The organism is Roseovarius sp., assembly GCF_040223625.1.
Lineage (GTDB): Bacteria > Pseudomonadota > Alphaproteobacteria > Rhodobacterales > Rhodobacteraceae > Roseovarius.
Genome location: NZ_JAVKFX010000003.1, coordinates 16342 through 38763 on the forward strand (window position 1 = coordinate 16342; position 22422 = coordinate 38763).

General features: G+C 66.7%; 23 protein-coding genes. 11 read left to right on the plus strand and 12 right to left on the minus strand.

Annotated elements, in window-relative coordinates; translation table 11 throughout:
• The first annotated feature begins 15 nt into the window (after positions 1 to 15).
• The gene (gene tcuA, locus RLN94_RS00455) at positions 16 to 1401 is read left to right on the plus strand and encodes an FAD-dependent tricarballylate dehydrogenase TcuA (RefSeq protein ID WP_074836803.1); all 1386 of its coding nucleotides are present in this window, start codon (positions 16 to 18) and stop codon (positions 1399 to 1401) included.
• Positions 1391 to 2458: a tricarballylate utilization 4Fe-4S protein TcuB gene (tcuB, locus tag RLN94_RS00460; RefSeq protein WP_074836662.1), complete on the plus strand. Its 1068-nt coding sequence runs from the start codon at positions 1391 to 1393 to the stop codon at positions 2456 to 2458. Before tcuA ends, tcuB begins: the two co-directional genes overlap by 11 nt.
• 16 nt (positions 2459 to 2474) lie before the next feature.
• Here tcuB and RLN94_RS00465 read toward each other — a convergent pair whose 3' ends face one another.
• A complete protein-coding gene (locus RLN94_RS00465; RefSeq protein ID WP_074836661.1) occupies positions 2475 to 2780 on the minus strand; it encodes an alpha/beta hydrolase in 306 nt (101 codons plus the stop codon).
• Positions 2777 to 3460, minus strand: a complete 684-nt coding sequence (locus RLN94_RS00470) for an alpha/beta hydrolase (RefSeq protein WP_083416027.1) — start codon at positions 3458 to 3460, stop codon at positions 2777 to 2779. The genes RLN94_RS00465 and RLN94_RS00470 overlap by 4 nt, the downstream gene beginning before the upstream one ends.
• 163 nt (positions 3461 to 3623) lie before the next feature.
• Between RLN94_RS00470 and RLN94_RS00475 the strand changes: the two genes are divergently transcribed.
• The 6 genes from RLN94_RS00475 to RLN94_RS00500 all read left to right on the plus strand — a co-directional run bounded on the left by RLN94_RS00475 (position 3624) and on the right by RLN94_RS00500 (position 9150).
• Complete coding sequence (locus RLN94_RS00475) at positions 3624 to 3926, plus strand: FtsB family cell division protein (protein ID WP_048532073.1); 303 nt, start codon at positions 3624 to 3626, stop codon at positions 3924 to 3926.
• 105 nt (positions 3927 to 4031) lie between these two features.
• The gene (pdhA, locus tag RLN94_RS00480) at positions 4032 to 5030 is read left to right on the plus strand and encodes a pyruvate dehydrogenase (acetyl-transferring) E1 component subunit alpha (RefSeq protein ID WP_048532074.1); all 999 of its coding nucleotides are present in this window, start codon (positions 4032 to 4034) and stop codon (positions 5028 to 5030) included.
• Positions 5030 to 5416: a VOC family protein gene (locus RLN94_RS00485; protein WP_048532075.1), complete on the plus strand. Its 387-nt coding sequence runs from the start codon at positions 5030 to 5032 to the stop codon at positions 5414 to 5416. Before pdhA ends, RLN94_RS00485 begins: the two co-directional genes overlap by 1 nt.
• Before the next feature lie 3 nt (positions 5417 to 5419).
• Positions 5420 to 6838, plus strand: a complete 1419-nt coding sequence (locus RLN94_RS00490; protein ID WP_350168332.1) for a pyruvate dehydrogenase complex E1 component subunit beta — start codon at positions 5420 to 5422, stop codon at positions 6836 to 6838.
• 12 nt (positions 6839 to 6850) lie between these two features.
• The gene (locus tag RLN94_RS00495; RefSeq protein WP_350124821.1) at positions 6851 to 8197 is read left to right on the plus strand and encodes a pyruvate dehydrogenase complex dihydrolipoamide acetyltransferase; all 1347 of its coding nucleotides are present in this window, start codon (positions 6851 to 6853) and stop codon (positions 8195 to 8197) included.
• A gap of 185 nt (positions 8198 to 8382) precedes the next feature.
• Positions 8383 to 9150: a hypothetical protein gene (locus RLN94_RS00500; protein WP_350124824.1), complete on the plus strand. Its 768-nt coding sequence runs from the start codon at positions 8383 to 8385 to the stop codon at positions 9148 to 9150.
• Positions 9151 to 9235: 85 nt separating this feature from the next.
• On the opposite strand, the gene cysE is transcribed toward RLN94_RS00500, so the two are convergent.
• Entirely contained in the window at positions 9236 to 10042 is an 807-nt protein-coding gene (gene cysE, locus RLN94_RS00505; protein ID WP_350124828.1) for a serine O-acetyltransferase, read from the minus strand.
• Between the two features lie 85 nt (positions 10043 to 10127).
• Here cysE and RLN94_RS00510 point away from each other — a divergent pair, with 85 nt between their 5' ends.
• Positions 10128 to 10466: a TraR/DksA family transcriptional regulator gene (locus tag RLN94_RS00510; RefSeq protein WP_350124831.1), complete on the plus strand. Its 339-nt coding sequence runs from the start codon at positions 10128 to 10130 to the stop codon at positions 10464 to 10466.
• A 144-nt stretch (positions 10467 to 10610) separates the two neighbouring features.
• Here RLN94_RS00510 and RLN94_RS00515 read toward each other — a convergent pair whose 3' ends face one another.
• The 8 genes from RLN94_RS00515 to fabD all read right to left on the minus strand — a co-directional run bounded on the left by RLN94_RS00515 (position 10611) and on the right by fabD (position 19264).
• Complete coding sequence (locus RLN94_RS00515; protein ID WP_350124834.1) at positions 10611 to 12929, minus strand: baseplate megatron protein TIM-barrel domain-containing protein; 2319 nt, start codon at positions 12927 to 12929, stop codon at positions 10611 to 10613.
• A gap of 64 nt (positions 12930 to 12993) precedes the next feature.
• Positions 12994 to 13323 carry a hypothetical protein gene (locus tag RLN94_RS00520; RefSeq protein ID WP_350124837.1) on the minus strand — a complete coding sequence of 110 codons (330 nt, stop codon included), beginning with the start codon at positions 13321 to 13323 and terminating at the stop codon, positions 12994 to 12996.
• A gap of 235 nt (positions 13324 to 13558) precedes the next feature.
• Positions 13559 to 14716 (minus strand): endolytic transglycosylase MltG, encoded by a 1158-nt coding sequence (mltG, locus tag RLN94_RS00525; protein WP_350124840.1) that lies wholly within the window; start codon positions 14714 to 14716, stop codon positions 13559 to 13561.
• Positions 14716 to 15975, minus strand: coding sequence for a beta-ketoacyl-ACP synthase II (gene fabF / locus RLN94_RS00530; protein WP_350168336.1), 1260 nt, complete (start codon positions 15973 to 15975; stop codon positions 14716 to 14718). Before fabF ends, mltG begins: the two co-directional genes overlap by 1 nt.
• Positions 15976 to 16092: 117 nt before the next feature.
• Positions 16093 to 16836 carry a 1-(5-phosphoribosyl)-5-[(5-phosphoribosylamino)methylideneamino] imidazole-4-carboxamide isomerase gene (locus RLN94_RS00535; protein WP_350124846.1) on the minus strand — a complete coding sequence of 248 codons (744 nt, stop codon included), beginning with the start codon at positions 16834 to 16836 and terminating at the stop codon, positions 16093 to 16095.
• Positions 16837 to 17076: 240 nt separating this feature from the next.
• Positions 17077 to 17310 (minus strand): acyl carrier protein, encoded by a 234-nt coding sequence (locus RLN94_RS00540; protein WP_057819526.1) that lies wholly within the window; start codon positions 17308 to 17310, stop codon positions 17077 to 17079.
• A 241-nt stretch (positions 17311 to 17551) separates the two neighbouring features.
• The gene (fabG, locus tag RLN94_RS00545; RefSeq protein WP_350124850.1) at positions 17552 to 18289 is read right to left on the minus strand and encodes a 3-oxoacyl-[acyl-carrier-protein] reductase; all 738 of its coding nucleotides are present in this window, start codon (positions 18287 to 18289) and stop codon (positions 17552 to 17554) included.
• A gap of 33 nt (positions 18290 to 18322) precedes the next feature.
• Positions 18323 to 19264, minus strand: a complete 942-nt coding sequence (gene fabD, locus RLN94_RS00550) for an ACP S-malonyltransferase (RefSeq protein ID WP_350124853.1) — start codon at positions 19262 to 19264, stop codon at positions 18323 to 18325.
• A 158-nt stretch (positions 19265 to 19422) separates the two neighbouring features.
• Between fabD and RLN94_RS00555 the strand changes: the two genes are divergently transcribed.
• Both RLN94_RS00555 and RLN94_RS00560 read left to right on the plus strand, forming a co-directional pair.
• On the plus strand, positions 19423 to 20640 hold the full coding sequence (locus RLN94_RS00555) for a cytochrome b/b6 domain-containing protein (protein ID WP_350124856.1): 1218 nt from the start codon (positions 19423 to 19425) through the stop codon (positions 20638 to 20640).
• Positions 20641 to 20673: 33 nt separating this feature from the next.
• Complete coding sequence (locus RLN94_RS00560) at positions 20674 to 21696, plus strand: TIGR00341 family protein (RefSeq protein WP_350124859.1); 1023 nt, start codon at positions 20674 to 20676, stop codon at positions 21694 to 21696.
• Between the two features lie 119 nt (positions 21697 to 21815).
• Here RLN94_RS00560 and RLN94_RS00565 read toward each other — a convergent pair whose 3' ends face one another.
• Positions 21816 to 22388, minus strand: a complete 573-nt coding sequence (locus tag RLN94_RS00565; RefSeq protein WP_350124862.1) for a YceI family protein — start codon at positions 22386 to 22388, stop codon at positions 21816 to 21818.
• Positions 22389 to 22422 lie beyond the last annotated feature (34 nt).

A 22422-nucleotide genomic window follows, 5' to 3' on the forward strand; every position in this document is an offset into this window, starting at 1 on the left:
ACAGCCATGACAGCCATTCCCGACAGCTACGACATCGCCGTGATCGGCGGTGGCAATGCCGCGCTTTGCGCCGCGATCACCGCCGCCGAAGCGGGCGCACGGGTTCTCATCCTGGAGACCGCGCCCAAGCCCTATCGCGGCGGCAATTCGCGCCACACCCGCAATTTTCGCTGCATGCACAGCGGCCCCCTGGGCCCGCTGGTCGAGAGCTATTCCGAAGAGGAATATTTTTCCGATCTGATGAAGGTGACCGGCGGCAAGACCGACGAACACCTGGCGCGCCTCGCCATCCGCACCTCCGAGGACTGCCTGCCCTGGATGGAAGCGCATGGCGTGCGGTTTCAACCCTCGCTGTCGGGCACACTGTCACTGGCGCGGACGAATGCCTTTTTCCTCGGCGGCGGCAAGGGCCTGGTGAACGCCTATTACCGCACCGCCGAGGCGTTGGGGGTCGAGGTGCTCTACGAGGCGGCGGTGACACATCTGGACCTCGCGGATGACCGGATCGCCCAGGTGACCTTTACCCACGCCGGCGAAGAGAAGACCGTGACACCCAAATCTGTCGTCGTCGCCTCGGGCGGGTTTCAGGCCGATACCGATTGGCTCGCCCGCGCTTGGGGACCGGCAGCCCGGAATTTCCTGATCCGCGGCACCCCCTACAATCGTGGCGTCGTGCTGTCCGACCTGCTGGACCAGGGCGTCGAACAGGTGGGCGACCCGACGCAGTGCCACGCCGTCGCCATCGACGGCCGTGCGCCGAAATTCGATGGCGGCATCGTCACCCGGCTGGATTGCGTGCCGTTTTCCATCGTGGTCAACAAGGAGGCGCAGCGCTTTTACGACGAGGGCGAGGATGTCTGGCCCAAGCGCTATGCCATCTGGGGCCGGCTGGTAGCGGCACAGCCCGATCAGGTGGGCTATGTCATCATCGACGCGAAATCGCTCAAGCTCTTCATGCCCTCGGTGTTTCCACCGATCGAGGCCGCGACGCTCCCGGAGCTGGCGGAAAAGATGGGCCTGCCGCCAGACAAGCTCTGCGCCACGGTCGACGAGTTCAACGCCGCCTGCGGCGATCCTTCGGGATTTCACCCGACCGAGCTTGACGGCGTCTCCACCAGCGGCCTCACTCCGCCCAAGACCAACTGGGCCCGCCCGATCACCGAGCCACCGTTTTACAGCTACTCGCTGAGAACCGGTGTCACCTTCACCTATCTGGGGCTCAAGGTGGACGAAAACGCGCAATGCCGCATCGGCGACCGCCCCGTCACCAATCTCTGGGCCGCAGGCGAGACGATGGCCGGGTCGATCCTCGGCCAGGGTTATCTCGCCGGGTTCGGCATGACCATCGGCACCGTCTTTGGACGTATCGCAGGCAAGGAGGCCGCAGCCCATGCAAACTGACCTGATCCAGGAAGCCCGCCGCCAGGCCGAGATCTGCAACGCCTGCCGCTATTGCGAAGGCTATTGCTCGGTCTTCCCTGCCCTGCACCGCGAACGTGCTTTCAGCGACGGCGACATCACCCAGCTCGCCAATCTCTGCCACAACTGCCGCGGCTGCTACTACGCCTGCCAATACACCGCACCGCACGAGTTCGACCTCAACCTGCCCCGGGCGCTGGCCGAGGTGCGGCAGGCAAGCTGGAAGGATCACGCCTGGCCGCGCGGCTTTGCGCATCTGTTCGACCGGTCGGGCGTGCTGATGGCCGGCGGGCTGGTGCTGGGCTTTGCGCTGATCTTCGCCCTGGCGCAGGCGCTGCGCCCCGACAGCGGCGCCGGTTTCTACGCCTATATGTCCCACGGGCTGATGGTGACGATCTTTACCCCGGCGTTCCTGCTGCCCCTGCTCGCCATCGCGGTGTCGCTGCGCGGCTATTGGCGCACCGTCGGCGGCGGCCCGGTCCGGCCCGGCGATATCTGGGGCGCGCTGCGTTCGGCCGGCCGGATGAAGAACCTCGACGGCGGCCATGGCGACGGCTGCAACTTCGAGGACGAGGACCGTTTCAGCCAGGCGCGGCGGCATTTTCATCAGGCTGTGCTTTACGGCTTCCTGCTGAGCTTTGCCTCGACCGCGAGCGGCACCGTGCTGCACTACGCCTTCGGAATAGAGGCGCCTTATGGATTCTTCAGCCTGCCCAAGCTGCTCGGGGTTCCCGGCGGCCTGCTGCTCAGCGTGGGGTGTGCCGGGCTCGCCTGGCTCAAGCTCAAGGCCGATCCCGAGCTGGGGGCCCCCGCCGCCTGGGGCGGCGAGATGGCCTTTGTCCTGCTGCTCTTTGCCGTCGCGGTCTCGGGCCTCGCGCTTTACGCCGCGACCGGCACCTCCGCCGTGGCCTGGCTGCTGCCGTTGCATCTCGGCGCGGTGCTGACCTTCTTTCTGCTTACGCCCTATTCCAAGATGGCGCATGGCTTCTATCGCATGGCCGCGCTGACCCGCGACGCGGCGCAGAACAGGGCCGCCTGAGCCGCCGCGTCGCGGCTCATTTCAGGCCATGGAAGTTCCGGAAATATTCGATGGCCCGGGGCGCCGCAAAGGCCGTGTCATGTCCGTTCTGGCCGGGATCGGCAAAATCGCTCAGGTCGATCACGGTCACCGGCAGCCCGCCCAGCTCGTCCGCCGTCGTGATCTCGCCCAGCCGCCGCGGTCGGCCGGCGATCCAGGCCGCCAGATCGAGGATCGAATCGCGGGTCGATGTCATCAGGATGAAGGGCTGCGGAAACGGCGTGATCCGGCCCGCCTGCACGACAAAGACTTCCGGGTCGATATCGGGCGAGATCAGCGTCACGCCGCTGATCTTGTGCAGAACGGCGGTGTTCCGGGCGATCGAGATCTGCCGCGCGTCTCCATCACCAGTTGCGACCCCATGGAATGCGCCACCAGATAGACCTTGCGGTGCCGCGTCAGCGCCACGAGCAGCTCTTCCAGCGCGTCGCGGGAGTGGATCACGCTGTCACGGTCATAGACATAGCCGCGCGGATCGCCGCCGGACGGCCAGGAAAACGACACGACCGGAACCTCGGCATCGAAGTCATGCGCCATTTGGGCCAGCCGATAGGTCGCCTCGGCATTGTTGGTGTTGTAGCCGTGCACATAGACAAAGACCTCCTCCGCCCCGCCCGGCGCCTTGGCCACCCCGGCCAGGAAATCCGCCAACGTGGGAAAGGCATAGGCCCCCGAGAGCACGAAATGCCGGGCCGGATCGGGTGCGGCCTCCGGCGCCGGGCGCTCGATCCGACCATCGCGATGCACCGGCGGCACCGACACGTCGAGCCGCGAGAAATACAGCCGCGTGCCACGCCGCCCGGAAAACTGCACCCCGTTGTCATGTTTCAGCACCCGGTTCGAGGCGACGAAAATCTGCCGCACATCGCCTTCGTCGGCGCCCCGAACCAGATGCAGCACGCCGCGCGGCGCACAGGCGGCAAGCGCAAGCATCGCCACGAAAAGAAGCACCAGAACCCTCATGCCCAAGTGATACCCCGATGCCGGCGGCTGGCCAAGATTTCTGACGGCAACGGGCGAGAATCGCACATAATTCACGCAAGGATTCGCAATAGGGATTCACATGGCGAATCACCTGTGTCATAGTGGCCCTACAGCATCCGTCAGAGATGCATTGAGGCAGACCATGAGCACACATCCGACCCGCCGGAACATCGTCCCGTTAAGCGTGTTCGCCATCGCGTTCACTCTGGGGGCCTATTTCACCTTTGCCGCCGTGCAAGGGGATTACGGCTTGTTCCGGCGGGCGGAAATCCTCGACAATGCCGCCCGCCTCGAGGCCGAGCGCGACGTGTTGCGCGCCGAGCTGGCGGAAATGGAAAATCTCACCCGACGGCTGTCCGACGAATATCTCGACCTCGACCTGCTCGATCAGCAGGCGCGCGAGGTGCTGGGCCTGATCCGCAGCGACGAGATCGTCATTCGCTGACCCGCCCTTCGCAGGTGCAGCGGGAAAGCCCCCTTTCCACCCGGGGGCCGCTTGGGCTAGGCTATAGTTTAACACTAAACAATTCGCCTCCGGGAGGGCGCCGCAATGGCCGCGCGCAGAGCGACGAAAAAACCCAACATTTCCAAGGACGAGCTGACGCAATATTACCGCGACATGCTGTTGATCCGGCGGTTCGAGGAAAAGGCCGGCCAGCTTTACGGCATGGGGCTGATCGGCGGCTTCTGCCACCTCTACATCGGTCAGGAGGCGGTTGTCGTCGGCCTCGAGGCCGCCGCCGAAGAGGGCGACAAGCGCGTCACCTCGTATCGCGACCATGGCCATATGCTGGCCTGCGGCATGGACCCGGGCGGCGTGATGGCCGAGCTGACCGGCCGCGAGGGCGGCTATTCCAAGGGCAAGGGCGGCTCGATGCACATGTTCTCGAAAGAAAAGCATTTCTACGGCGGCCATGGTATCGTCGGCGCCCAGGTGCCGATTGGCGCGGGCCTGGCCTTTGCCGACCGCTACAAGGAAAACGGCCGCGTCACCTTCACCTATTTCGGCGATGGCGCCGCCAACCAGGGCCAGGTCTATGAAACATTCAACATGGCCGCGCTCTGGGCTCTGCCAGTGGTTTTTGTCATTGAAAACAACCAATACGCCATGGGCACCGCCCAACAGCGCTCGACCTCGACCCCCGATCTGCACACCCGCGGCGAGGCCTTCGGCATCCCCGGCGAGGTGGTCGACGGCATGGATGTGCTGGCGGTCAAGACGGCGGGCGAAAAGGCGGTGGGCCACTGCCGCGCCGGCAAGGGCCCCTATATCCTCGAGGTGAAAACCTACCGCTACCGCGGCCATTCGATGTCGGACCCGGCGAAATACCGCACCCGCGAAGAGGTGCAGAAAATGCGCGAGGAACGCGACCCGATCGAACATGTCCGCGCCATGCTGCTCGAGGGCAAACATGCCAGCGAAGAGGATCTCAAGGCGATCGACAAGGAAATCAAGAAGGTGGTCAACGACTCCGCCGAATTTGCCCGCGAGAGCCCGGAACCGGCGCTCGACGAACTCTGGACAGACATCTACGCGGAGGCCCGCTGATGCCCGCACATTTCGAAATTCACGTCGCCGATCCGGTGCGCGCCCGGACCTTCTACAGCGGCCTCTTTGGCTGGTCCTTCGAACCGATGCCCGGCGCTGAAGAAATTGCCTATCACCTGATTTCCGGCCCCGGCCTCGACGCCGGCCTCACCGGCGGCATGATGCAGCGCATGGGCGAGGCCCCGGCCTCCGGCACCCCGGTGCGCGGCTGCACGCTGACCTTCGAGGTTGCTGATTGCGACGACCGCTACGCATGGGCGCTGGCCAATGGCGGCGCCGAGGCGCTGCCGCCCGCCGATTACCCCGGCATCGGCCGTGCCGCCTATGTCGAGGACGGCGAAGGCAACATCGTGGGCTTCCTCGCGCCCGAAAAAGGAGAGCCGTGAGCCATGGCCACCGAAATTCTCATGCCCGCCCTCTCGCCGACGATGGAAGAAGGCACGCTGGCCAAATGGCTGGTCAAGGAAGGCGACAGCGTCAGCTCGGGCGACATCATCGCCGAGATCGAGACCGACAAGGCGACGATGGAGTTCGAAGCGGTCGACGAAGGCACGCTGGGTCGGATTCTGATCTCCGAAGGCACCCAGGGCGTCAAGGTCAACACCCCCATCGCCGTGCTGGTGGAAGAGGGTGAAAGCGCCGAGGATATCAAGACCGAGGCCGCAACGACCACCGCCCCGGCCCCCGACCCGGGGCCTCAGGCCCTGCCGCGCGACGCAGCCGCGGACAAAGACCAGGAAGCCGCCCCCCCCGGATCAGGTCCGGGGCAGGCAGGATCAGGTTCGGGACCATCCCAGGCCGAACCCGACTGGCCCGAAGGCACCGAAATGCGGCAGCAAACCGTGCGCGACGCGCTGCGCGACGCCATGGCCGAGGAAATGCGCGGTGACGACGACGTCTTTCTGATGGGCGAGGAGGTCGGCGAATACCAGGGCGCCTACAAGATCTCCCAGGGCCTGCTCGACGAGTTCGGCCCCAAGCGTGTCATCGACACCCCGATCACCGAACACGGCTTTACCGGTCTCGCCGTCGGCGCGGCCTTTGGCGGGCTGAAACCCATCGTCGAATTCATGACCTTCAACTTCGCCATGCAGGCGATGGACCAGATCGTCAATTCCGCCGCCAAGACGCTTTACATGTCCGGTGGCCAGATGGGCGCGCCCATGGTGTTTCGCGGTCCCAATGGCGCCGCCGCCCGGGTCGCCGCGCAGCACAGCCAGGATTTTGCCGCCTGGTTCAGCCATATCCCGGGGCTCAAGGTGGCGATGCCCTATTCCGCCTCGGACGCCAAGGGGCTGCTGAAGACCGCGATCCGCGATCCCAACCCGGTGATCTTCCTCGAAAACGAGATCCTCTACGGCAAGAGCTTCGAGGTGCCGGTGCTTGACGATTTCACCATCCCCTTCGGCAAGGCCCGCATCGAACGCGCGGGCGACGACGTCACCATCGTCAGCTTCGGCATCGGCATGACCTACGCCATGGAAGCCGCCGAGAAGCTGGCCGAGGATGGTATCAACGCCGAGGTCATCAACCTGCGCACCCTGCGCCCGCTCGACTACGACACCGTGATCAAGTCGGTCATGAAGACCAACCGCTGCGTCACGGTCGAGGAAGGCTGGCCCGTCGCCTCCATCGGCAACCACATCTCGGCCACGCTGATGGAACGCGCCTTCGACTATCTCGACGCGCCGGTCATCAACTGCACCGGCAAGGACGTGCCGATGCCCTACGCCGCCAACCTCGAAAAGCTGGCCCTGACCTCGACCGCCGAAGTGCTCGAGGCGGTGAAACAAGTCACCTACCGGTAAGGAGATCAACGAATGCCTACCGAAATTCTCATGCCCGCCCTGTCTCCGACCATGGAAGAGGGCACGCTGGCCAAGTGGCTGGTCAAGGAAGGTGACACGGTCAATTCCGGCGACCTCTTGGCCGAGATCGAGACCGACAAGGCGACGATGGAGTTCGAAGCCGTCGACGAGGGCACCATCGGCAAGATCCTGATCGAGGAAGGCACCGAAGGGGTCAAGGTCAACACCCCCATCGCGGTGCTGCTGGAAGAAGGCGAGGACGCCTCCGATATCGACAGCGAAGCCTCCGCGCCCAAATCCGAACCCTCCGGCGGCGGCAGCGCCGGCGACGATAAGGCCGAGAAACCCGCCGCCACACCCGAAGGCGGCGGCGGTGGCGCGCCCGAGGCCAAATCCGACACCCCGGCCCCCGCCGCCCCGAAAGACGACAAGGGCGAGCGCATCTTCGCCTCCCCCCTCGCCCGGCGGATCGCCGCGCAAAAGGGGCTCGACCTCGGCCAGATCAAGGGCTCCGGCCCCCATGGCCGCATCGTGAAGGCTGACGTGGAAGACGCCAAACCCGGCGCCGCCCCCGCCAAGGCCGAGGAAAAAGCCGCTCCCGCCGCAGCCCCGGCCGCCGCGCCCGCCGGCCCCTCCGCCGATGCCGTCGCCGCCATGTACGAGGGCCGCGACTACGAGGAGGTCAAGCTCGACGGGATGCGCAAGACCATCGCCGCCCGCCTGACCGAGGCCAAGCAGACCATCCCGCATTTCTACCTGCGCCGGGATATCAGGCTCGACGCCCTTCTGAAGTTCCGCAGCCAGCTCAACAAGCAGCTCGAGGGCCGTGGCGTCAAACTGTCGGTCAACGACTTCATCATCAAGGCCAGCGCCCTTGCCCTGCAAGCGGTGCCGGACGCGAACGCCGTCTGGGCGGGCGACCGGGTGCTGAAGATGAAGGCCTCCGACGTGGCCGTTGCCGTGGCGATCGAGGGCGGGCTCTTCACCCCGGTCCTGAAGGATGCCGACATGAAGTCGCTCTCGACCCTCTCGGCCGAGATGAAAGACCTCGCCTCCCGCGCCCGCGACCGCAAACTCGCGCCGCAAGAATACCAGGGCGGCAGCTTCGCCATCTCCAACCTCGGCATGTTCGGCATCGACAATTTCGACGCCGTCATCAACCCGCCCCATGGCGGCATTCTTGCCGTGGGTTCGGGCGTGAAGAAACCCGTGGTGGGCGAGGATGGCGAGCTGACCGTGGCCACGGTCATGTCGGTCACCCTCTCGGTCGATCACCGGGTCATCGACGGCGCCCTCGGCGCCCAGCTTCTGGAACAGATCGTCCAGAACCTCGAAAACCCCATGGTCATGCTGGCCTGACCCGGCCGTCTTCGCATCCCCCCGCCCACAGGCGGGGGGAGCGTCCCCGAAACTGACGAAAACGTGATCGCCAACTGATGCGCCGCGGCCACCCCCGGCGCACAATCTGCGCCCTTCTATCGACTTCCCCCCCCGCCGACACTAGCTTGCCCGGAAAGTGCCAACGACGATTGGATTCCGTGTACATGATCCCGACTGCCAAACGGTTCGCAGCCGTTCCGCTCCTCCTGCTTGCCATGGGTTGCGTCGAAGCCCCCAACGATGCGCGCGCGCCCGTCACCTCGGCCAGCTTCTCGGACAACGTGAACACCCTCGCCCCCGGCAGCAGTACCGCCTCCAGCGGCACGATCACCGAAACGGAAACGGAATACGGCACCCGCAAGGTACGCACCGTGCCGCCGCCCAAGCTGTTCGACCAGTCCTTCCGCGATGCCTCGGCCCAGAAGCACGCCGCCGAGATCGACAAGCTCCGCCAGGCCTTCCTCAACCTCGGCCCCGGCGTCGACCCCGAGGAAGCGGCCCGCGCGGCGCGTGTCGTCTACACCTATGTCGACCAGCTCGTCATCGAGTACCAGATCGAAGACAGCAGCCCGCTGGCGCACAACACCAAGGTCAATTTCGGCCAGAAGCCCCGCGGCCTCTGCTGGCACTGGGCGCATGACCTCGACATCCGCCTGCAGATGGAACGGTTCAAGACCCTCGAGATCCACCGCGCCATTGCGAATTACAACAACCTCTGGCTAGAACACTCGACCACCATCCTCGGCCGCCGCGGCGACCGCATGGAAGACAGCATCGTGCTCGACCCGTGGCGCAACGCCGGCGACCTGTTCTGGGAAATCGTCCGCAAGGACACCCGCTACAACTGGACCCCGCGCGACGAGGTCTTCGCCTACAAGCGCGCCCAGAAGAAGCGCGATGCCGAGGAAGAAGAGTTCAACTCCCCGATCTGACGGCCCATCGAAACGCCGGAAACGGCAAAGCCCCGGATCACCTCCGGGGCTTTTCGTTTTCTACACGGTCACGGGCGTTGTCTCGTCAACGCACGCCCAGCAACTGGTCCATGTTCACTGACGGCTGGTCGCAGCCCGCCTCGCCCACGATCTTCGCGGGCACGCCGGCCACGGTCTTGCAGGGCGGCACCTCCTGAAGCACCACCGACCCGGCGGCGATCCTGCTGCAATGGCCGACCTTGATGTTACCCAGAACCTTGGCCCCCGCCCCGATCAGCACGCCATCGCCGATCTTCGGGTGCCGGTCCTGCTCTTCCTTGCCGGTCCCGCCCAGCGTGACCGAGTGCAGCATCGACACGTTGTCACCCACCACCGCCGTCTCGCCGATGACGATCGAATGGGCGTGGTCGATCATGATCCCCTTGCCGATCCTCGCGGCGGGGTGGATATCCACGCCGAACACCTCAGAGCCGCGCATCTGGAAGAACCGCGCCATGTCGCGCCTCCCCTTCCGCCACAGCCAATGCGCCACGCGATAGGCCTGGATCGCCTGGAACCCCTTGAAGAACAGCATCGGCAGCAGGAACCGGTCACAGGCCGGGTCGCGGTCGTAGACCGCCACGATATCGGCCCGTGCCGCCAGCCCGAGACTGTCGTCGTCGGCATAGGCCATGTCGCAGATTTCCCGCAGGATCTGCTCGGACATCTCGTTCGAGGTCAGCTTCATCGACGCCCGGTAGGCCAGCGCCGATTCCAGTGTCTTGTAGTGCATGATCGAAGAATGCACGACCCCGCCCAGAAGCGGTTCATGCTCGACGGACTCTTCGGCCTCGGACCGGATCCGGGCCCAGACCGGGTCGAGCTCGGCCAGTTTGGTGCGGGTTTCAGCCATGTCATTGCTCCTCATGGGCGTGCCGAACTATACCATTTAGGGACGGCAGGTAAAATGCAAAGGCGTGATGGGAGCTTTCACCAAAATGAATGAAGAGAGCCTGAAGACCTTACGCGACCTGATCGCCGCCCGCATGGCCGAACTGGACGCGGAGGACCAGATGGGCGAAGCGGGCCAGGCCACGGTGGAACTCGACCAACAGGCCGTCGGCCGGCTCAGCCGGATGGATGCCCTGCAGAACCAGGCCATGGCCAAGGCCACCAGCGCCCGCCGCAAGACCGAACGCGCCCGGCTGCAAGCGGCCCTCGCCCGCATGGACGAGGGCGAATTCGGCTATTGCGAGGATTGCGGCGAGGCCATCGCGCCCGGCCGCCTGCGCCTCGATCCGGCCGCCACCCGCTGCGTCGACTGCGCCAGCGGGTAACGACACCCGGCGCCTCCCCGTCCCGGCCCCCGAGCCGGGACCTCGCTCCGCCGGAGGCCCCCGGTCAAGCCCTGCGGAGCCAATGGTGGGGTGGGTGCCAACCCACCGCTCCCCCAAGCCGCCACGAAGCTGGCTTCGCCCCCCCTACGCCACCAGCCCCAGCACCGCGAACCGCCCAGCGCCCACAAGCGCCGAGACCTGCGCCACCCGCAGCTCGAACGCCCCCGCCAGCCCGTCCGCCGCCTGCGCCCCGGCCGTGTAGGTCCACCCCGGCGCGCTCACCATCTCCTCGCGCAGCACGCTCTCGCCCTGCACCACCCGCACGACATACCGCTCTGCCTCCTCGCCCAGCGGCACCTCCGGCGTCTCCCACCGGTCGCCCCCGATCCGCGTCCGCCTCACCCAGCCGAAAACCATATCCTCACCGGGCTCCCCGTCCACATCCAAATGCACCGGGCTCAACGGCCGCAGCCCCGCCCCCTCGAAGGCCAGCACCGTATGCACGTAGGCCGCATCATCCACCGGCCGGTTCGCCGGCCCCACCCGGTAATGCCGCGCCTGCCCGATCTGCCCCTCGGTCTGGCCGATCTGCCTCGGCGTCCCGTCCAACCGCACGAGGTAAGACCCCGCAGGCCAGATCGCCTCGACCTCCGTCCCCAATTGCCCCCGCAGCCGATGCCCGATCTCGTAGGTGTCCACCCCCACCAGCGCCGCATCGCGAAACTGGACCAACTCCCAGCCCCCCGGGCTGCCATCCCCGATCGCACACAGGTTCGCCCCCGACAGCAGCCGGCTGTCGCCCACGCTTTCCAGCCCGCCATGCAGCATCCGCACCCGAAGCGCCGGCCCCCGGTCGAATACCCCGGCCGGCGCCGGCAGCAACGCGCTCTCCGTCACGCCGATCGGCGTCCGCGCCTCCAGCACCTGGTCCAGCCGGAAATCCTCGCCCCCGTCCGCCACGTAGACCGCCGCCGAGCCCGGCCAGGGCCGCGCCGTCACCGCCACGTGCGGGGCATGCGGCACCTCCTCGCCGGTCATCAGCGGCAGGTCCAGGAAGAAAGGCGTCACCGGCGCCGGCGCATCGAAGCCGCGCAGCGGCCCCACTTCCGGCTCCACCAGCACCGGCCGGTAACTCTCCCGCTCGATCCGGATCGCCTCCAGCTTCTGGGCATGGGCCAGCATCTCGACCCGGTCGACCCGGAAATGCCCCTGCCCGCCCTCCTCGGGCAGCGCGATCACGTCCCCCGCGCCCACTGCCAGCCGCGACCGCGGCAGCGTCAGCCGCACCATGTCCGTCGCCACCCGCGATTCCGACAGCCACCGTTCCACCGTCTGCCGCCCCTCGGCGCGCGTCATCGCCAGCGGGATCTCCGAGGTCGACACCGTCGCGTCATCCACGCCCAGCACCGCCTCTTCCGAGATCACGTCGTAATCCGCCCCCGCCTCGATGAAGCGCAGCCTGACCCGGCCCGCCAGTTCCACCTCGCTCCCGCGCACCTCCTCGATCGCACCGTCGCGCTCGTCATCGCGCACCACGCGGTCCACATCGACCACGTGATCCGTCAGCCCGTCCCGCTGCCGGAAGACCAACGCGCCGCCCCGCTCCACCGCATCAAACCCGTAGCGCAACGCCAAAGGCTGCAACGCCGCCCGCGGCTCGGCCACCTGCTCCACCAGGTAGCCGCGCACATGCCCGTGCAGCCCGCCCGTGTCGCAATCCTCCAGCCCCGTCCGGCCGCAAACCTCCTCCACCACCGAGGCCAGCCGCCACGCCGTCACCCGCCCGGTGATCCAGTGCCCCCGCAGGTAATTCTCGCCATCCGCCCAGCGCTCGGTATCATTGGGAAAAAACGGATAGGGCCGCGCATCCCACGCCCAGGCATAGGCATGCGTCATGTCCACCATCGGCCCGCCATATTCCTCCGACACCGGGTTGTTGGCCGGATCGCCCCAATACCCCGCCATCGCCCGCAGGTACTGGAACTGGATCAGCTCGTCCTGCTGCCCGGTCGAGAAATGCGGCACGGAACTTTCCGACGATTTCGGATCGAGGAACTTGTTGGGCTGGTTCGTCCCCTTGTCGATCGCGGCGCAGCCATACTCGTCGGCCCAGGCGCAATCGAACTGCGGCCCCCGCAAGCTCTCCGGCTCGCTGGCCGAGAACACCTGCGCCGCCGCCCCGTTGGGCCAGACCAGCCGCCGCCTTGTCGCCTGCCACTCCGGCCGCCGGTCGGGCGGTGAACAGGCGAGGATGCCGCTCTCGCCGAACACCATCACGTCGCGCGCCTGGTCCACCGTCTCGGCCACCAGCGCCACCCGCCGGCACCGCCCCTTGTCGAGCGGCTTGCCGCCCTCCACCTGCGCCCTGACCCATTCGGCCCCGGCGCGGGTCTTTCCCGCCCCGCGCCCGCCCATCGCCACCCAGGCCCGCCAGTCGCCCTCGGGCGGCATCTGATGCGCCATCGCCCAGAACTCGAACAGGTAGGGCAGCGCCAGGATCTCCCCGTCGCTCAGGCTGTCGAGGAACTCAGCCTGCGCCGCCGCCCCCTCCGAGACGAGCCAGGCGGCCCCGGATAGAATCTCTGGCTTCCGTGAAATCGAGGGCGTAATCCCGCACGATCCCTCTGTCTTTCGCTTTGAATTTTGCAAATTGCACCTCCGCTTCCAGTGCAAGTTTCAACCAGTGCCGGATATCGGCCGTGATCCTGGCGGCATCCCTGATGCCCTCCAGCTCACCTTCCCTGATCCGTGCGTGAATGACCTCCAGCTCGGCCCGCATCTCCGCCATCTGGCGTTCGATCAGCCCGACCGAGGCCGCCAGGCCCGAAGGCCCGTCGTCCCGTGTTATCAGAATCATGTTTCACCGCTCGTGACGCGTGCACCTTTCCGGGTGGGCGACGCTCGCTGCCTGTGACCGACAGCTTCCGCCCCGGTCCCCCTGACCCATCGGCACGCAAGCACAACCTATACTTGTACTCACCGCAAATGTCAATGAAAAGCGGCTGAGCCTCGCAACCCAACCGCCCGTAATGATTACATTTTCTTAAGGTTTGGCGCGCAGGCCGGGCGCCCTCGCGCCCGGCCTGATCCGCCTACTGGTTCTGCCGCTGCGCTTCCAGCTCGCGCCAGCGGGCGACGTTCTCGTTATGCTCGTCCAGCGTCTCGGCGAACGCATGCCCGCCCGAGCCATCGGCCACGAAGAACACGTAATCCGTCTCCGCCGGCTGCACCGCGGCCATCAGGCTCGCCTCGCCCGGGTTGGCGATCGGCGTCGGCGGCAGGCCTTGAATAACGTAGGTATTGTAAGGCGTTGCCTGCCGAAGCTCGCTCTGCCGCAACCCCCGGCCCAGAACCCCCTCGCCATTGGTGATGCCGTAGATCACCGTCGGGTCGGTCTGAAGCCGCATCCCCCGCCGCAGCCGGTTCACGAACACGCTCGCCACCTGCCCGCGCTCTTCCGGCACGCCGGTCTCCTTCTCGATGATCGAGGCCAGGATCAGCACGTCGGCCGGGTCTTCCAGCGGCAGGTCATCGTCCCGTGCCTCCCACGCCGCGGCCAGCCGCGTCTTCTGGATCTCCTTCATCCGGTCCAGCAGCTCGGCCCGCACGTCGCCCCGTTCCACCTCGTAGCTATAGGGCGCAAGGCTCCCCTCGGGCGGCACGCCCCCGATCTCGCCTTCCATCACCTCCACGGCATTGAGCGCGGTCACGATCTGCCAGCTCGTCACGCCCTCGGCGATGTTGATCCGGAACCGCGTGTCGGCCTGCGCCACCACCTCGGTATATTCGCCCGGCTTCTCCGCCTCGCTCAGCAGGTCGAATTCCACGACCTCGCGATAGGCCTCCGTCGCCGGGTCCAGCTCACGCACCTGCGCCTCGACCTGCGTCACCCCGATGCGGTAGACCACTTCCGTGCCACAGGTGCTCGCCCCGCCGCGGGTCACCAGATCGGTGATCTCGGCCATCGTCGCCCCCTCGGGGATCAGCCAGCTCCCGGCCTTCAGCAGCCCGTCCTTGCCGGTGTAATCCGCCCCGATCCGAAAGATCGTGCTGCTGCTCACGGCACCCCGCTCCTCGAGCTCCTCCGACACCCGCCGCATGTTGCTGCCCCGGTCCACCCGCAGGCAGATCGAGCCGTCCAGCGGCCCGGCCGAGTTGAACTCGTTCTTCCCCCACAGGATCACCCCCGCGACGAGAAACACCAGAACAACCAGGAACGTCAGGAAATTCGACGCAATGTTACGCCACATCAGCGCGGCGCTCCCATCACGACAGACGCGTTGGTGCCGCCAAAGCCGAAGCTGTTCGACATCACCACGCTGATCTTCCGCTCCCGCTTGGCATTGGGCGCCAGGTCAAGCGGCGTCTCCACCGCCGGGTTGTCGAGGTTGATCGTCGGCGGCGCCACCTGGTCGCGGATCGCCAGGATCGAGAAGATCGCCTCGATCGCCCCCGCCGCCCCCAGAAGGTGGCCGGTCGACGACTTGGTCGAGCTCATCGTCGCCTTGCCCGCCGCATCGCCCAACAGCCGCTCCACGGCCTTCAGCTCGATCGTGTCGGCCATGGTCGAGGTGCCGTGCGCGTTGATGTAATCCACCTCCGACGCATCGAGGCCCCCATTGCGCAGCGCCGCCTGCATCGCCCGGAACCCGCCATCGCCATCCTCGCTGGGTGCGGTGATGTGATAGGCATCGCCCGACAGGCCATAGCCCAGAACCTCGGCATAGATCTTCGCGCCCCGCGCCTTGGCGTGCTCGTATTCCTCGAGCACGACCACGCCCGCGCCCTCGCCCAAGACGAACCCGTCACGGTCCACGTCATAGGGGCGGCTCGCCGCCTTCGGGTCGTCCTCGCGCTTGGTCGACAGCGCCTTGCAGGCGTTGAACCCGGCAATCCCGATCTCGCAGATGGCCGATTCCGCCCCGCCGGCCACCATCACCTCGGCATCGCCATGCTGGATCAGCCTTGCCGCATCGCCGATGGCATGGGCGCCCGTCGAACAGGCGGTCACCACCGAATGGTTCGGCCCCTTGAAGCCATAGCGAATGCCCACCTGCCCGCTGACAAGGTTGATCAGCGCGCCGGGAATGAAGAAGGGCGACACCCGCTTGGGCCCCTTCTCATGCATCAGAAGCGTGGTCTGCTCGATCGAACGCAGCCCGCCGATGCCCGAGCCGATCATCACGCCCGTGCGCAGACGGCTCTCCTCGTCCTCGGGCGTCCATCCGGCATCCTTCACCGCCTGGTCGGCCGCGGCCATCCCGTACAGGATGAAATCATCGACCTTCCGCTGCTCCTTGGGCTCGAGATAGGCGTCGGGGTTGAACGTCCCGTCGCTCCCGTCGCCATAGGGCACCTCGCAGGCATATTTGGTGATCACCCGGCTGGCATCGAACTTCTGGATAGGGCCGGCCCCGGACTGTCCGTCCAGTATGCGCTTCCAGCTTTCCTCGACCCCATCCGCCAGAGGCGTAACCAGTCCCAGACCTGTGACGACGACACGACGCATACCTATGCCCTTTCTCAACTCTGTCCGCTGCTCATACCGTGCCTTGCCCCCAAGGGGCAAGCCCAACGAAAAAGGGGCGCCCGCGTCGGCGCCCCCGCGTTTCGCGCAGGCCGGACCCTACTGGAATTCCGCGATCGGCTCGCCCTCGGCGGCGGCGATTTCCAGCGCCCGCTTGAGGTCCACATCCTTGGAAAGCAGGGCCCGCCCGATCAGCGTGCCGGCAATGTTGGGGATGTATTTCAGCCGTGCCACGTCATCGGCGCTGCGCACCGTGCCCCGCGCGATCACGTTGTGACGGGTCTGCTTCGCCAGCCCGGAAATCACCGAAAGGCTCGCATCCGTATCCTCGATATCGGCGTCGATATCGGTCACGATGATCCCCGCCAGCGGCGCCTCCTCGAAGGCCGCCACGTAGGTCTCCGGCACGAAGGCGCTGCGCGTCCGCCAGCCCTCGGTCATCACCGACCCGTCGTAGATATCCACGGCCAGCACGATCTGGTCGGGGTGATACTTCGCCAGCTCCTTCACCAGGTCGGGGTCATGCGCGGCCATCGTGCCGATGACGATCCGGCCCGCGCCCTTGTCGATCCAGCGATGCACCCCGTCGCGCGACCGGAACCCGCCGCCAAGCTGCACCGGGATGCCCGCGGCGCGGATGATCTTCTCCAGCAGTTCGTTGTTGTCGCCGTCTCCGGCCAGCGCGTTGATATCGGTGACATGCACCCACGACGCCCCGGCGGCGGCATAATTCCGCACCGTCTCGATCGGGTCCACATGCCAGATCACCGGCTCCTCCAGCCGCCCGCGGGTCAGCGACACGACCTTGCCGTTGTGAAGTTCCAGGGTGGGATAAACAATCATGATAGCAGCCCTCTTGATTCGGCTTTTCCCGCCCGGCCCGGCGGTCGGCGGGGAAAATGAAGTCTATGCGAGTTCGGGTATATCTCCAAATCGGCATGATGAGCGCCGTTAACGGCCTCCTGCCATCAAATAGGGCGCCCGTCCGCCGGGTCCAGCCTTTCCCCGCCACAACCGGCGCATGCAAAAGGCCCCCGCCTTTTCAAGCGGGGGCCTGCATTCCTGCGGTCGGTCCGGCGTGGCTTACTGCGCTTCGCTGATGAACTTGACCGCGTCGCCGAAGGTCTGGATCGTTTCGGCGGCGTCATCGGGAATCTCGATGCCGAATTCTTCTTCAAAGGCCATGACCAATTCGACCGTGTCGAGGCTGTCCGCGCCCAGATCATCGATGAAGGAAGCGTTTTCCGTCACCTTGTCCTCTTCCACGCCAAGGTGCTCGACAACGATCTTCTTCACGCGGTCTGCGATATCGCTCATGTTTTCGTTCCTCATCTTGTCTCGGGCGCTCTGGCCCGTTTTCCGCCCCTGCCCGCACCGGGAAGCGGCCTTCGGTTGTGCCCCTCTGGGCGGTTCATTCGGCCCGTCCATCACGGGCATCGGCCGGCAGGACACCTGCCCGCCCCCGGTTCGAAACTGCGCCGCCTATAGCACATGGCGCGCCGTTGGCAAATGTTTTCCCGAACCGCGGTTTACCGGCAAAGTTGCAGGGCATCCTGCCCTAAATCATGGCCATTCCGCCGTTCACATGCAAGGTCGCGCCGGTGACATATCCGGCCTCCGGACTGGCCAGATATAGGACGGCTGCGGCGATTTCCTCGGGCGTGCCCATGCGCGCGGCGGGAATCTGCGTGTTGATCGCCTCCTTCTGCGCATCCGACAGCTTGTCGGTCATCGCGGTGGCAATGAAACCGGGCGCCACGGCATTGGCGGTAATCCCCCGGCTCGCCACCTCGTGGGCGATCGACTTGGTCATCCCAACCATGCCCGCCTTCGAGGCGGCATAGTTCACCTGCCCCGCGTTGCCCGTGGTGCCCACGACCGAGCTGATATTCACGATCCGCCCCCAGCGCGCCTTCATCATCGGCCGCACCACGGCCCGGCACAGCCGCATCGTCGCGGTCAGGTTCACATCCAGCACCGTCTGCCAGTCCTCGTCCGACATCCGCATGAACAGCTGGTCCCTTGTCACGCCCGCGTTGTTCACGAGGATATCCAGGCCCCCCATCGCCTCGATCGCCTGTTTCGGCAGCGAATCGACCGCCTGCGGATCGCCCAGGTTGCAGGGCAGCACATGCGCCCGCTCGCCCAGCTCCCCCGCCAGCGCCTCCAGCGGCTCGACTCGCGTGCCGCTCAGCGCCACGGTCGCGCCCGCGCCGTGCAGCGCCTTGGCAATCGCCCCGCCGATCCCGCCCGAGGCCCCGGTCACCAGCGCGCATTTTCCCGTCAGATCAAACATCTATAGCTCCCACTTCATCCATTGACACGGGCCTCAGCCCCGCAAGCTCTCCGCCGCCGCACTCACATCCGCCGGCGCGCCCACGGCGCGGCAGGCAATCTCCTTGTCGATCCGCCGGATCATCCCGCTCAGCGCCTTCCCGGCCCCGATCTCCCAGATCTCGCTCACGCCCTCGCGGCTCATGAACTCCACCGACTCGCGCCACCGGACCGAGCCCGTCACCTGCTCCACCAGCAGCGCCCTGATCTCGTCCGGGTCGCTCACCGCCGCGGCCCGCACATTGGCCACCAGCGGCACCTTCGGCGCGGCAATCTCCACGCCCGCCAGCGCCTCTTCCATCACCTTCGCGGCGGGCTCCATCAACGCGCAATGAAACGGCGCGCTCACCGGCAGCAGCATGGCGCGCTTCGCACCCCGCTCCTTGGCCATCTCGACGGCCCGCTCGACCGCTTCCTTGTGCCCCGAAATCACCACCTGGCTCGGATCGTTGTCATTCGCGGCCTGCAGAACCTGACCTTCGGCCGCATCCGCCGCCAGCGCCCTGGCGCCTTCAAGGTCCATGCCCAGCAAAGCCGCCATCGCGCCCACGCCGACCGGCACCGCCTCCTGCATCGCCCGGCCCCTCGTCCGCAGCAACCGCGCCGTATCCGCCACGCTCAGCGCGCCCGCCGCCGCCAACGCCGAATACTCGCCCAGCGAATGCCCGGCCACCATACCGGCAGCCTCGACAGTCACGCCTTCGGCCTCCAGCGCCCGCATCGCCGCCAGCGACGTCGCCATCAGCGCCGGCTGCGCGTTCTGCGTCAGGGTCAGCTCGTCCGCCTCCCCCTCCCAGATCAGCGCGCTCAGCGTCTCGCCCAGCGCCTCGTCCACCTCGTCGAACACGGCCTTCGCCGCCGGATAGGCCTCGGCCAGCTCGCGCCCCATGCCAATGCTCTGCGCCCCCTGCCCGGGAAATACGAATGCTCGGCTCATATGCTCAGTCCCCTCCAAATCGTCCCCCCCGATACCGCGCCCGCCGGGCAGAGGCAACGCCCCTCACCCCGCGCACCGGAACTGTGCGCCGATTCCGGTTGTGCTGTCACCCGGCACGTCTACTCTCTGCCCCAACCCAACCACACACCGGACAACCCATGCCCTACGCCAACACCACCCACAGCTACGGCGCCGTCGCCAAGGGCTTCCACTGGCTCACCGCCCTGCTGATCCTGACGATCATCCCCCTCGGGCTGATCGCCAACGATCTCGCCCACGCGGTCCGCAACCCCGACATCGCCACGACCGAGGCCGACACCGCCCGCGCCGCCCTCCTCTTCTCGCTGCACAAGACGATCGGCGTCACCATCTTTGTCGTGGCCCTCCTGCGTATCCTCTGGGCCATTTCCCACCCGCACCCCAAGCTCCTCAACGGCGACAAGCCGGCCGAGGCATGGCTGGCCTCCACCGTCCACTGGCTGCTCTACGGCTCCCTCGTTCTCGTCCCCCTCACCGGCTGGGTCCACCACGCCGCCACCTCCGGCTTCGCCCCCATCTGGTGGCCCTTCGGCCAGACCCTCCCCTTCGTGCCCAAGGACGAGGCCGTCGCCGAAACCAGCGCCACCCTCCACTACATCCTCCAATGGGTGCTGATCGGCGCCCTCGCCCTCCACGTGGCGGGCGCCCTCAAGCACCATGTCATCGACCGCGACGCCACCCTGCGCCGGATGTTGCCCGGCCACACAAGCGCCGAACCCACCGACCGCCAGCCAGGCCAAGCCCTGCCTTTCGTCACCGCCCTCGCCATCTGGGCAGCCGCCATCGGCGGCGGCGCGGCCATCGGCCTCTTCTCCCACGCCCCCGCGCAGGCCACCGAACCCGCGCTTGCCGCCGTCGAAAGCGACTGGCAGGTGCAGGAGGGCACGCTCGACATCACCGTCTCGCAGATGGGCTCCGACGTCTCCGGCACCTTCTCCGACTGGACCGCCGAGATCGCCTACTCGGAAGAGCCAGACGCCGAGGGCAAACACGTCACCGTCACCGTCTCCATCCCCTCCCTCACCCTCGGCTCCGTCACCGATCAGGCGATGGGCCCCGACTATTTCGCCGCCGAGACCCACCCCACCGCGACCTTCACCGCCGATATCCGCGCCGAAGGGGAGGGCCACGTCGCCGACGGCACCCTCACCATCAAGGACCAGTCCGTTCCGGTCACCCTCCCCTTCACCCTCACCATCGAGGGCGACACCGCCACCGCCCAGGGCGCCCTTTCCGTCGACCGCCGCGATTTCAACATCGGCCTCGGCACCAAGGACGAAGGCACGCTCGGCTTCACCGTCGACATATCCTTCGACCTGACCGCCAAACGCCCGTGACCCCGGCGCAGGCCTGCGCTAACACTAGGCCCCATGAGCCTGCGCCAGATCATCGTCTCCGCCCCGCAAGACGCCCTGCCGGATATCCTCCGGCAGGCCGAAGAGCACGAGGCCCTCTCCACCACGGCCACGGCCGACCTCCACAATGCCGACCATGTCTGCGTCCACATCCTCGCCACGCAGGACACGCGGCAGGCCCTCCTCGACCGCCTGCAATCGCTGATGGGCGGGCGCGAGGGCTGGCGCATCACCCTCCTGCCCGTGGAAACCACCATCCCCTTCCCCGAAAAGGAGAAGGAGGAGGAAGAGAAGGAAGCCGCGAAGAAGGACGCCCGCAAGCACCGCGGCGGCCAGTCGCGCGAGGAGATCTACAACAACGTCTGGAAACAGGCCCAGACCGACCGCAACTACATCGTATTTGTCGTGCTCTCCACCGTGGTCGCGGCCTTCGGCATGATCGCCGACAACGTCGCCGTCGTCGTGGGCGCCATGGTCATCGCGCCGCTTCTCGGCCCCAACCTCGCTTTCGCCGTGGGCGTGGCCCTGGGCGACGGCAAGCTCATGGCCCGCGCCATCACCACCAACGCCGCCGGCATCGCCGTGGCGCTCGGCCTCAGCCTGCTGATCGGCGCGGTCTGGCCCGTGGATGCCACCTCCAAGGAACTCATGTCCCGCACGACCGTGGGCTTCGACGGCATGGCCATCGCGCTGGCCTCCGGCGCCGCCGCGGCGCTCTCGCTCGTCACCGGCCTCTCCTCGGCGCTGGTGGGCGTGATGGTCGCCGTGGCGCTCCTGCCCCCCACCGCCGCCATCGGCCTCTTCCTCGGCGCAGGGCTGCCCGCCTACGCCCTCGGCGCCCTGCTCCTCCTCTGCGTCAACGTCGCCTGCGTCAACCTCGCGGCCCAGGTCGTCATGCTCTCACGGGGCATCACGCCCCGCACATGGTTCGAAAAGAAACAGGCCCGCCGCTCCACGCTGGTCAATGGCGGCATCTGGCTGGGCCTTCTGATCGCTTTGGCAGTGCTGCTCTGGCTCAGAACGCCGGTAACAGGCTGAGGCCACCCGCCCGGAATCAAGGTGCGCCAAAGGCGCACCGCCGGGCAGCGCCCCAACCGAAACAGAAAAAGGCCGCCAGGTTCCCCCGGCGGCCCTCCATTCTCCAAACTGTGAAAGGCTCACTCCGCCTTGCCGGCCTCGATCGAGATCATCACCTGGACCTCGTCGCTCACGTTGGGCGCGAACTTGTCCAGCCCGAAATCCGAGCGCAGCACCGTCGCCGTCGCATCGAACCCGGCCCAGGCCTTGCCCTCCATCGGGTGCTGGCCCGCCTGGTTCAACGTGGCGTCCAGCACCACTTCCTTCGTCGTGTCGCCGATCGTCAGGTCGCCGGTGATCTTCGCCGTATCCTCGCCCGTCACCTCGATGCCCGTGGAGGTGAAGGTGATCATGTCGCCCTCGGCCGCTCCGAAGAAATCGTCCGACATGAAGTGATCGAACCGCTTCTCCCAGCCGGTCAGCATCGAGCGCACGGGCATCGACACCTCGACCGACGAATTCGCCGGGTCTTCCTGGTCGAACATGATCTCGCCCTCGAAGCCCGAGAACATCCCGTAGGTGGTGGAATAGCCGAGGTGCTCGTAGCTGAACACCACCTGGCTGTGGCTGGGATCCAGCGTGTAAGCCTCGGGCGCGGCAACGGCGCCGGTGGCCGCGAAGGCCATTGCTGCGGCCATCAGTGTCGTCTTCATCGCGTAACTCCTGTTACAATGTGTCATATCGATC

Bases quoted from the DNA above. Each gene is read 5' to 3' on its own strand.
- RLN94_RS00565 (WP_350124862.1), bottom strand. From the start codon at position 22,388: ATGAAGACGACACTGATGGCCGCAGCAATGGCCTTCGCGGCCACCGGC.
- cysE (WP_350124828.1), bottom strand. From the start codon at position 10,042: ATGGCTGAAACCCGCACCAAACTGGCCGAGCTCGACCCGGTCTGGGCC.
- RLN94_RS00540 (WP_057819526.1), bottom strand. From the start codon at position 17,310: ATGAGCGATATCGCAGACCGCGTGAAGAAGATCGTTGTCGAGCACCTT.
- RLN94_RS00470 (WP_083416027.1), bottom strand. From the start codon at position 3,460: ATGAGGGTTCTGGTGCTTCTTTTCGTGGCGATGCTTGCGCTTGCCGCC.
- fabF (WP_350168336.1), bottom strand. From the start codon at position 15,975: ATGCGTCGTGTCGTCGTCACAGGTCTGGGACTGGTTACGCCTCTGGCG.
- RLN94_RS00560 (WP_350124859.1), top strand. From the start codon at position 20,674: ATGAGCCTGCGCCAGATCATCGTCTCCGCCCCGCAAGACGCCCTGCCG.
- RLN94_RS00490 (WP_350168332.1), top strand. From the start codon at position 5,420: ATGGCCACCGAAATTCTCATGCCCGCCCTCTCGCCGACGATGGAAGAA.
- mltG (WP_350124840.1), bottom strand. From the start codon at position 14,716: ATGTGGCGTAACATTGCGTCGAATTTCCTGACGTTCCTGGTTGTTCTG.
- fabD (WP_350124853.1), bottom strand. From the start codon at position 19,264: ATGAGCCGAGCATTCGTATTTCCCGGGCAGGGGGCGCAGAGCATTGGC.
- RLN94_RS00495 (WP_350124821.1), top strand. From the start codon at position 6,851: ATGCCTACCGAAATTCTCATGCCCGCCCTGTCTCCGACCATGGAAGAG.
- tcuB (WP_074836662.1), top strand. From the start codon at position 1,391: ATGCAAACTGACCTGATCCAGGAAGCCCGCCGCCAGGCCGAGATCTGC.
- RLN94_RS00475 (WP_048532073.1), top strand. From the start codon at position 3,624: ATGAGCACACATCCGACCCGCCGGAACATCGTCCCGTTAAGCGTGTTC.
- RLN94_RS00515 (WP_350124834.1), bottom strand. From the start codon at position 12,929: ATGGCGCATCAGATGCCGCCCGAGGGCGACTGGCGGGCCTGGGTGGCG.
- RLN94_RS00535 (WP_350124846.1), bottom strand. From the start codon at position 16,836: ATGATTGTTTATCCCACCCTGGAACTTCACAACGGCAAGGTCGTGTCG.
- RLN94_RS00500 (WP_350124824.1), top strand. From the start codon at position 8,383: ATGATCCCGACTGCCAAACGGTTCGCAGCCGTTCCGCTCCTCCTGCTT.
- fabG (WP_350124850.1), bottom strand. From the start codon at position 18,289: ATGTTTGATCTGACGGGAAAATGCGCGCTGGTGACCGGGGCCTCGGGC.
- RLN94_RS00510 (WP_350124831.1), top strand. From the start codon at position 10,128: ATGAATGAAGAGAGCCTGAAGACCTTACGCGACCTGATCGCCGCCCGC.
- RLN94_RS00555 (WP_350124856.1), top strand. From the start codon at position 19,423: ATGCCCTACGCCAACACCACCCACAGCTACGGCGCCGTCGCCAAGGGC.
- RLN94_RS00485 (WP_048532075.1), top strand. From the start codon at position 5,030: ATGCCCGCACATTTCGAAATTCACGTCGCCGATCCGGTGCGCGCCCGG.
- pdhA (WP_048532074.1), top strand. From the start codon at position 4,032: ATGGCCGCGCGCAGAGCGACGAAAAAACCCAACATTTCCAAGGACGAG.
- RLN94_RS00520 (WP_350124837.1), bottom strand. From the start codon at position 13,323: ATGATTCTGATAACACGGGACGACGGGCCTTCGGGCCTGGCGGCCTCG.